General features: G+C 64.0%; 1 protein-coding gene. It reads left to right on the top strand.

Features of this window, described 5'->3' with window-relative positions; translation table 11 throughout:
- The coding region (locus tag ACX9YW_RS23015) for a hypothetical protein (RefSeq protein WP_460351050.1) at positions 1 to 272 on the top strand (272 nt) is incomplete at both ends.

Below are 272 nucleotides of genomic sequence, written 5' to 3'. Positions count from 1 at the left end.
CAAGTCACAGTCGAGGAACTCTTGTCGAACCCCGACAGATACCACGGCCGAAATTGTCGTGATCCGCTTGAGCCGGAATACGCGCCCGTCGAGGGCCAGATCGCCAAGCTCTTCCTGATCGGGCAGCGCAGCGGGCCGATGATCCATAGCATGGCACACGGGGAGCGGAACTTCGCGCTCGGGTGGGGTGCCCCGGCACCTTCTGCCGAGTGCGATTTCGAGGCGCTCGACCCCGCATCCGAGGCCGCACTCAATACGAGCGGGAAGAGCAG

The organism is Pseudoneobacillus rhizolycopersici, assembly GCF_054786815.1.
This window is presented reverse-complemented; position numbering and strand designations above follow the sequence as displayed.